The organism is Streptomyces sp. SID5910, assembly GCF_009862125.1.
In the GTDB taxonomy this organism is placed as follows: domain Bacteria; phylum Actinomycetota; class Actinomycetes; order Streptomycetales; family Streptomycetaceae; genus Streptomyces.
This window is the reverse complement of record NZ_WWHX01000945.1, coordinates 1-7,869: the sequence shown is the minus strand read 5'-3', so window position 1 is coordinate 7,869 and position 7,869 is coordinate 1. Positions and strand designations below refer to the sequence as shown.

Annotated in this window: 10 protein-coding genes; 7 read left to right on the top strand and 3 right to left on the bottom strand. The window is 73.4% G+C overall.

What is annotated here, in order from left to right:
- Positions 1–307: phosphatase PAP2 family protein (locus tag GTW67_RS33690; protein ID WP_161168530.1), on the top strand; the 307-nt coding region annotated here is incomplete at its 5' end.
- Here GTW67_RS33690 and GTW67_RS33685 read toward each other — a convergent pair.
- Together GTW67_RS33685 and GTW67_RS33680 are read right to left on the bottom strand one after the other, a co-directional pair.
- Positions 268–921 (bottom strand): SRPBCC domain-containing protein, encoded by a 654-nt coding sequence (locus tag GTW67_RS33685; protein WP_161168529.1) that lies wholly within the window; start codon positions 919–921, stop codon positions 268–270. The two genes, GTW67_RS33690 and GTW67_RS33685, sit on opposite strands and share 40 nt — an antisense overlap.
- A gap of 127 nt (positions 922–1,048) precedes the next feature.
- Positions 1,049–1,501: a phospholipase gene (locus tag GTW67_RS33680; protein ID WP_161168528.1), complete on the bottom strand. Its 453-nt coding sequence runs from the start codon at positions 1,499–1,501 to the stop codon at positions 1,049–1,051.
- 301 nt (positions 1,502–1,802) lie between these two features.
- Here GTW67_RS33680 and GTW67_RS33675 point away from each other — a divergent pair, with 301 nt between their 5' ends.
- The 6 genes from GTW67_RS33675 (at position 1,803) to GTW67_RS33650 (ending at position 7,387) form a co-directional block, all read left to right on the top strand.
- Positions 1,803–2,396, top strand: coding sequence for a ferritin-like domain-containing protein (locus GTW67_RS33675; RefSeq protein ID WP_161168527.1), 594 nt, complete (start codon positions 1,803–1,805; stop codon positions 2,394–2,396).
- Positions 2,397–2,531: 135 nt separating this feature from the next.
- Positions 2,532–3,602, top strand: a complete 1,071-nt coding sequence (locus tag GTW67_RS33670) for an ABC transporter permease (protein WP_202438048.1) — start codon at positions 2,532–2,534, stop codon at positions 3,600–3,602.
- A 91-nt stretch (positions 3,603–3,693) separates the two neighbouring features.
- Positions 3,694–4,896: a cysteine desulfurase-like protein gene (locus GTW67_RS33665; RefSeq protein ID WP_161168525.1), complete on the top strand. Its 1,203-nt coding sequence runs from the start codon at positions 3,694–3,696 to the stop codon at positions 4,894–4,896.
- A 126-nt stretch (positions 4,897–5,022) separates the two neighbouring features.
- Positions 5,023–6,198, top strand: a complete 1,176-nt coding sequence (locus tag GTW67_RS33660; RefSeq protein WP_161168524.1) for an MFS transporter — start codon at positions 5,023–5,025, stop codon at positions 6,196–6,198.
- A 111-nt stretch (positions 6,199–6,309) separates the two neighbouring features.
- The gene (locus tag GTW67_RS33655) at positions 6,310–7,050 is read left to right on the top strand and encodes a maleylpyruvate isomerase family mycothiol-dependent enzyme (protein WP_161168523.1); all 741 of its coding nucleotides are present in this window, start codon (positions 6,310–6,312) and stop codon (positions 7,048–7,050) included.
- A gap of 52 nt (positions 7,051–7,102) precedes the next feature.
- Complete coding sequence (locus GTW67_RS33650; RefSeq protein ID WP_161168522.1) at positions 7,103–7,387, top strand: DUF6332 family protein; 285 nt, start codon at positions 7,103–7,105, stop codon at positions 7,385–7,387.
- Here the strand turns inward: GTW67_RS33650 and GTW67_RS33645 are convergent.
- Positions 7,348–7,869: LuxR C-terminal-related transcriptional regulator (locus GTW67_RS33645; protein ID WP_161168521.1), on the bottom strand; the 522-nt coding region annotated here is incomplete at its 5' end. The genes GTW67_RS33650 and GTW67_RS33645 overlap by 40 nt on opposite strands.

Below are 7,869 nucleotides of genomic sequence, written 5' to 3'. Positions count from 1 at the left end.
CGACCGGTACGTGCCCATGCCCGCGTCGGCGTCGTTCCCGTCCGGTCACACGGCCTCGGCGGTCGCGTTCGCCACGGCGGTCGGCGTGGTCCTGCCGGCGGCCGCCGCGCCGCTCGGTGCGCTGGCGACCGCCGTCGGGTACTCCCGCGTCCACACCGGGGTGCACTATCCGGGCGACGTGGTGGCGGGCGCCGTGCTCGGCGTCGCCGGGGCGGCCACCGCGCTGGCGGTGGCCGCGGCCGCTCCGGTGCCCGGTCTGCGGACGGTCTACTCGGTGGCGCCGCCCGCCCCGCCCGCGCCCGTGTAGAAGGCGGCGGTCCGTTCCGCCCGCGCGCGTGCCGACGCGGGATCGGTGCCGCTCGCCACGTCGGCGCCGTACCAGGCCTCGCCGCTGGCGAGCACGAACCGCCGCCCCGCCTCCGAGGCCGACCAGGCGGCGACCTCCTGGGGGTCCACCGGTGTGCCCCCGCTCGACAGGTACATGGTGAGGCCGACGAGCATCAGGTCCCAGCCGATGCCGGTCGCGCCCGGACCGAACTCGGCCCACCGCTCGTCCTCGACGTGGGCGAGGTACTCCAGCTCGAAGCGGGTGCCGCCCTGTCCCGGCGTCAGGCGCAGCTCGATCCAGCTGATCTCCGCGCCGTACTCCCAGGTGGCGGCGAAGCTCCTGGGCGGCTCGCAGCTCTCGATCGTGCCGCCCGCGTTCCCCTCCAGCTGGTAGCGCCCGCCGAGCCGCAGGTCGCCGGAGACGGGGAGGAACCACTGCGGGATGCGGCGGGGGTCGGTGCAGGCTTCCCACAGGTCGTCGAGCGGGGTGTCGAAGGTCCGGCCCACCGTGAGGACGCGGGCCTCACCCGCCTTGAAGGCACGCTTGCCGACCTGCCGGCGTACGGAGTCGATCTGGTGCGTCTCGTCGATCACGGGTGAACTCCTCCTGAACGCGACTCGCCGACCGGCGCGCGCGTCGAGGGCGCGCCTGCGCACAGGCTCTCAGCTGGTGCCCGCGCGGGCACCAGCTGATGGTCTGCCCGTGTCCGGGACGCGCCCGTCAGCCGAACGCCTTCACCGCCTGGTAGTACGTCCAGGCGGTGCTGTTGCAGGCGGTCTTCGTGCCCCCGCCGTAGCCGGCGCAGACCCGCTTGAGGTCCTCGTAGAAGGCGCTGTCGAGGCGGGACTTGTTGGCGCTGAAGGAGCCCGCGGCCTTGTAGTTGCGGTAGCCGAAGTCGTGCCGTGCGCAGGAGGTGCTGAAGGGGAAGCCGAACGGGTTGTCGGGCGAGGTCGAGCAGTAGTCGGTGGACCAGTCGAACCCGTAGGCGGACCAGGCGGACTGGTTGGCCCGTGCGGCGGTCCAGGCGCTGTAGCTCGACGCGCTGGTCTGCGTCCAGCCCGCGAGCACCTGCGGTTTGTCGGCGGGAGCGGCGTCGGCGGTCGCGGCGGTGGCGACGACGGTGGTCACGGCCAGGGCCGAGGCGGCGAGTCCGGTGGCGAGTCTTCGGTGCATCCCACACCTCCATGAGGCTGCGGCCCGCCCCTCGGACCGCAGGTTCATGTCAAGATGATGCGCACCTCCGCGGTCCCTTCACACCTCCCACTGCCTAACGGGTCATTAACTCTTGGGCTCTGACGCCCGCGAGGGGAACGCTCACCACGCAGGGCCGGCCGGGTGCAAGCCGCGCGCGGGTGGCCGGCCCGGGTCCCAGCGTTTGCGGGACCGGCACGGGGCTGGTCGACTGTCGCAGGGGGCGAGCCGGTCGCACCGCGCGGTGCGGACTCTTCAGCTTTTCTCCGGAAGGAGTTCAGGCGTGAACACCCCGAAGCCGTCGGCACAGGGACACAGCTCCGACGGCAGCCAGCCCTGGCTGCACCAGAGGGGCCGGACCATCCAGGAGTTCGGCACCGTCAAGCAGTTCCCCGTGGCCCTGTCCATGGATACCCGCCTCTACTCGTGCCAGCGGCTCAACAAGGTCCTGGCGGACACCCGCATCCTGCACGACCTGTACAAGAAGTATCACTGGCTCATGCGCGGGGCGACGTTCTACCAACTGCACCTGCTGCTGGACAAGCACGCCGGGGAGCAGCTGGAGCTGATCGACACCGTCGCGGAACGCGTCCAGACGCTCGGCGGCGTCGCGATCGGCGACCCCCGGCACGTCGCGGAGATCACCACGGTGCCGCGCCCGCCGGACGGCGTCGAGGAGGTGCCGGCGATGCTCTCGCGGCTGCTGGAGGCGCACGAGCTGATCCTCACCGACTGCCACGACGCCGCGGCCCGCACCCAGGAGATGGGGGACGACGGCACGAACGACCTCCTGGTGTCCGACGTCGTGCGGACCAATGAGCTCCAGGCCTGGTTCCTCGCCGAGCACTTGGTCGACACGCCTCTCGTGCACGTCTGACCGGACGCGGCAGGCCGGCCCCGGACGCCCGCCGTCCGGGGCCGGACCGTTCACCCGCGGTCGCCCCACGCCCGGTGTGCGCACGGTCGAAGCTTCCTTGATGCCCTTTCACCCCCGCTGTGAAAGTGTCCCGTTATGGCCCACATGTCCTCCGGTTCCCACGGCGCCCATGCCCAGCCTCCGACGAGAGGCCGGAAGTGGTCCACGTTCCGGCAGTCGCCGTTCTGGCCGGCCACCGTGCTGGTGCTCATCCTCGCCGCGGCGGCCGGGCTCTTCGCGGGCTCGTACACCTACTCCATGGCGGACCCGACGCCGCACTCGCTCCCCACGGCCGTGGTCGGCGCGTACGACCAGGGGCGCGGCAAGGCCTTCCTGGACGGCCTGGAGAAGGCGCTGAACGCCTCGGTGAAGGTGCATCCCTACGACAGCACGGACGCGGCACGCCGGGCGGTCGAGGAGCAGGAGGTCTTCGCGATCTTCGAGCTGCACGGCAACGGGCGGACGGCCGTGCTCGACCTGTCCAGCGCGTCGGGCGCCTCGGTCGCCGAGGTGCTCCAGCAGGCGGCTCCGGAGGTGGGGAAGCAGACCGGGGTCGCGGTCACCGTCCGGGACATCAATCCGCTCCAGGAGGGCGACCCGCGCGGCCTGGCGATCTTCTACATCTCCCTGGCCGCCGTGATCATCGGCTTCGTCGGGGCGATCCAGCTCAGCGTGCACGCGCGGTCCCTGACCCCGTTCGAACGCATCCTCTTCACGATGGCCTACGCGCTGCTCGGCGGGTTCGCCATCGCCGCGACCGTGGACTGGCTGCTGGGCGCGCTCGACCTGCCGTTCGCGCAGTCGTGGATGATCCTCGCGCTCACCCTGTTCGCCAGCGGCATGGTGTTCACCATGTTCAACACCCTGTTCGGACGCTGGGCGATGCTGCCGACCTGGGGACTGATGGTCCTGCTCGGCAACCCCTCGTCCGGCGGCGCGGTGTCGTGGCCGCTGCTGCCGTCCCCGCTGGGCGAGATCGGCCAGTGGCTGCCGCCGGGCGGCTCGGTCAACGCCCAGCACACGGCCGTGTACTTCCAGGGGCACCAGCACCTGTTCCCGTACCTGGTGCTGGGCGGCTGGGCGCTGCTGTCCTGCGCGGTGTTCTGGACCTGGCGGCACCGCCATCCCGGCGGCCGCGAGAAGCGTCCGGCGCACGCCGAGTCCTGACCCGGCACCCGCCCCCGCCCGCGCGATCTGTTCCGGTCGCCGCGCTGCTGCGATCATGAGGCGGGAGTCCCCGCCTTCGCTTGGAGTGCACATGGCCCTCGACATCGACGCGATCCGCGCGCAGATACCCGCCCTCAAGTCCGGCACCGCCCGCTTCGACGCGCCCGGCGGCACCCAGACCCCGCAGCCCGTGATCGACGCCGTCGCCGACGCCCTGGCCGCCCCGCTGGCCAACCGGGGGCGGAACACCGAGGGCGAGCGCAACGCCGACCGCATCGTCACCGGCGCCCGCGCCGCGCTGGGCGACCTGCTGGGCGCCGATCCGCGGGGCGTCGTCTTCGGCCGCAGTGCCACGCAGCTGGCGTACGACCTGTCCCGGACGCTCGCGAAGACATGGGCGCCGGGTGACGAGGTGGTCGTCACCCGCCTCGACCACGACTCCAACATCCGGCCCTGGACGCAGGCGGCCCGGGCGGCCGGCGCGACCGTGCGGTGGGTGGACTTCGACCCGGCCACCGGCGAGCTGCCGCCCGAGCACGTCGAGGCGGTGCTGAACCCGCGCACCCGGCTGGTCGCGGTCACGGCGGCGTCCAACCTCATCGGCACGATGCCCGACCTGCCGGCCGTGGCCCGCCTGACGCACGGCGTGGGAGCACTGCTCCATGTCGACGCGGTGCACTACGCCTCGCACGCCCCCGTCGACCGGGAGGCGCTCGGCGCGGACACGCTGGTGTGCTCGCCGTACAAGTTCCTCGGCCCGCACCTCGGCGTGCTGGCGGCCCGGCCCGAGTTCCTGGAGACGCTGAGCCCGGACAAGCTGCTGCCCTCCAGCGACGCCGTCCCCGAGCGGTTCGAGCTGGGCACGCTGCCGTACGAGCTGCTGGCCGGCGCCCGCGCCGCGGTGGACTTCCTCGCGGATCTCGCGCCGGGTGCCGAGGGCGGGCGGCGGGAGCGGCTGATCGCGTCCTTCGCGGCACTGGAGGCCCACGAGGACACCCTGCGCGCCCGCATCGAACGGGGTCTGGCCGAGCTCGACGGGGTCACGGTGTACTCGCGGGCCGCGCGGCGCACGCCGACCCTGCTGTTCACCATGGCGGGCCTGACCCCGGCCGAGGTCTACCGCCTGCTGGCCGAGCGCGGGATCGACGCCCCCGCCGGGTCCTTCTACGCGGTGGAGGCCTCCCGGCACCTCGGTCTCGGCGACGAGGGCGGCGTCCGGGTCGGGCTCGCGCCGTACAGCGGCGCGGACGACGTGGACCGGCTGCTGACGGCGCTGCACGCCCTGCCCCGCTGACGTGACCAGCGGCGGAACCGGGTCCGGCCGGGCGGCGGACGGGGAAGCGGCCTTGCCGCCTCCCCGGGTCCGCGCCTAGCCTGCTGTTTTGTGCCGCAAATAAACAAAGCCCGATCGCACAGCGCCGTGCCGGGCACCCGCGACGACCTCACCCGCCTCCGAGTCGCCCTGACCGCGTTCTTCGCCCTCGACGGCTTCGTCTTCGCGGGCTGGGTCGTGCGGATCCCCGCCATCAAGGAGCAGACCGGCGCCTCCACCGGCGCGCTCGGTCTGGCCCTGCTCGGTGTCTCGGCGGGCGCCGTGGTCACCATGACCCTCACCGGACGGCTGTGCCGCCGCTACGGCAGCCATCCCGTCACCGTCGTCTGCGCGGTACTGCTCTGCCTCAGCATCGCGCTGCCCCCGCTGACCCACTCCGCGCTCGCCCTCGGCGCGGTCCTGCTGGTGTTCGGCAGCGCGTACGGCGGGATCAACGTCGCCTTCAACAGTGCCGCCGTGGATCTGGTGGCCGTGCTGCGGCGCCCGATCATGCCGAGCTTCCACGCCGCGTTCAGCCTCGGCGGCATGATCGGCGCCGGGCTCGGCGGGCTCGTCGCCGGGTCGCTGTCGCCCACCCGGCATCTGCTCGGCCTCACCGTGACCGGCCTGCTGGTGACCCTGGTCGCGGGCCGCGCCCTGCTCCGCTGCGAACCGGCCGTGCCACCGGACCGCGCGCCCCTCCCGGAGGACAGCGCCCCGCGCCGGCTCGACGGACGTACGCGCCGCCTGGTGCTCACCTTCGGCCTGATCGCGCTGTGCACGGCGTACGGCGAGGGCGCCATGGCCGACTGGGGCGCCCTGCATCTGCGGCAGGACCTCGGCGCCTCGCCGGGCCTGGCGGCGGCCGGGTACACCTGCTTCGCGCTCGCCATGACCGTGGGCCGGCTGACCGGCACCACGCTGCTGGAGCGCCTCGGCCGGACGCCGACGGTGGTGGCCGGTGGCACCCTCGCCGTGGCCGGGATGCTGCTCGGCTCGCTCGCGCCCTCCGTGTGGGCGGCCCTGTTCGGCTTCGCGATCACCGGCCTCGGGCTCGCCAACCTCTTCCCCGTCGCGGTGGAACGGGCCGGCGCGCTCGGCGGCCCCAGTGGTGTGGCGACCGCGTCCACGCTGGGCTACGGCGGCATGCTGCTCGGGCCGCCCGCGATCGGCTTCATGGCCGACTGGTACTCGCTGCCGGCCGCGCTCACCAGCGTCGCGGTGCTGGCGGCCGTGGCGGTGCTCATCACGCTCCTCACCCGGCGCACCACGGCCTCCAGCTGACCGGCCGCCGGCACCGCACGCGTACGGTGCGGTGCGGTGCGGTGCTGTGCTGTGCTGTGCTGTGCGGGCCCCCCTCCCGTGAAGCGCACCGCGTCGTGCACACTCTCCGCCATGGAGATCACCGCGTTCGTCGAGACACTCGACCGGGAAGGCGGGCTGCTGGCGTCCGCCGCCGAGAAGGCGGGGACCGGCGCCGACGTGCCGACCTGCCCCGGCTGGCAGGTACGGGACCTGCTGCGGCACACCGGGATGGTGCACCGCTGGGCGACCGCGTTCGTCGCCGAGGGCCACACGTCGTACCACCCCGACGGCGGCCTGCCCGACCTGGACGGCGACGAGCTCGTGGCCTGGTTCCGCGAGGGTCACCAGAGCCTCGTCGCCACACTCGCCGCCGCACCGCCCGACGTGCGCTGCTGGCACTTCCTGCCGGCGCCGTCGCCGCTGGCGTTCTGGGCCCGGCGGCAGGCGCACGAGACGGCCGTGCACCGGATCGACGCCGAGTCCGCCCGGGGCGGAACCGCGGCCGGCATCGACACGGCCTTCGCCGTGGACGGCATCGACGAACTGCTCCGCGGCATGCACGCCCGCCCCAAGAGCGCCGTGCGCACCGGGGAACCCCGCACCCTGCGGATACGGGCGACGGACGCCCCCGGTGCCGTGTGGACCGTACGCCTGTCGGCCGAACCGCCCGTCGCGCGGCGCACCGACGACGGCCCCGCCGACTGCGAACTGACCGGCCCCGCCGCGGCGTTGTACGGGGCGTTGTGGAACCGTCGGCCGTTCCCGGACGTGACCGGCGACCGGTCCCTCGCCGGGCTGTGGCGCGAGAAGTCGGCCATCACCTGGAGCTGAGCGGCCTCGTGCCGCGCTTGCCGTGCCGGACACGGGACCGCAGACTGCCGGTATGAGCAGCTACGGGGGACGCCGCACGCAGGGCGAGCGGGACGCGATGACCGTCGAGATCGGATACGCGCTGTTCAGCGCGGCGTTCGCGGCGGCGGTACTGTTCGGCGCCGTGGTGGGACCGGCCTATGTATTCGGACTGCCGGCCGGGGTGCGCAGCGGACTGGTCGGCACGGGCACGGTGCTGGCCGTCGTGGTGTTCCTCGTCCGGGTGGTGAGCGTGCTGGTGCGGTTCGGGCGCGGGAATCAGCCCAGCCAGCCCGGCCGCACGAGGCCCGACTCGTAGGCGAGGACGACGAGTTGGGCGCGGTCGCGGGCGCCCAGCTTCACCATGGTGCGGCTGACGTGGGTCTTGGCGGTGAGGGGGCTGACGACCAGGCGGCGGGCGATCTCCTCGTTGGACAGGCCGATGCCGACCAGGGCCATCACCTCCCGTTCCCGCTCGGTGAGGTGGGACAGCGCGTCTGCGGCGGCCGGCTCCTTGGAACGCGCCGCGAACTCCGCGATCAGACGGCGGGTCACCCCCGGTGAGAGCAGCGCGTCACCGGCGACCACCGCCCGCACGGCGCGCAGGAGTTCGTCGGGCTCGGTGTCCTTGACGAGGAAACCGGAGGCGCCCGAGCGGATGGCCTCGAAGACGTACTCGTCGAGCTCGAAGGTGGTGAGCATGACCACCTTCACGTCCCTCAGCTCCTCGTCCCCGGTGACCCGGCGGGTGGCGGCCAGGCCGTCGAGGGCGGGCATGCGGATGTCCATCAGGACGACGTC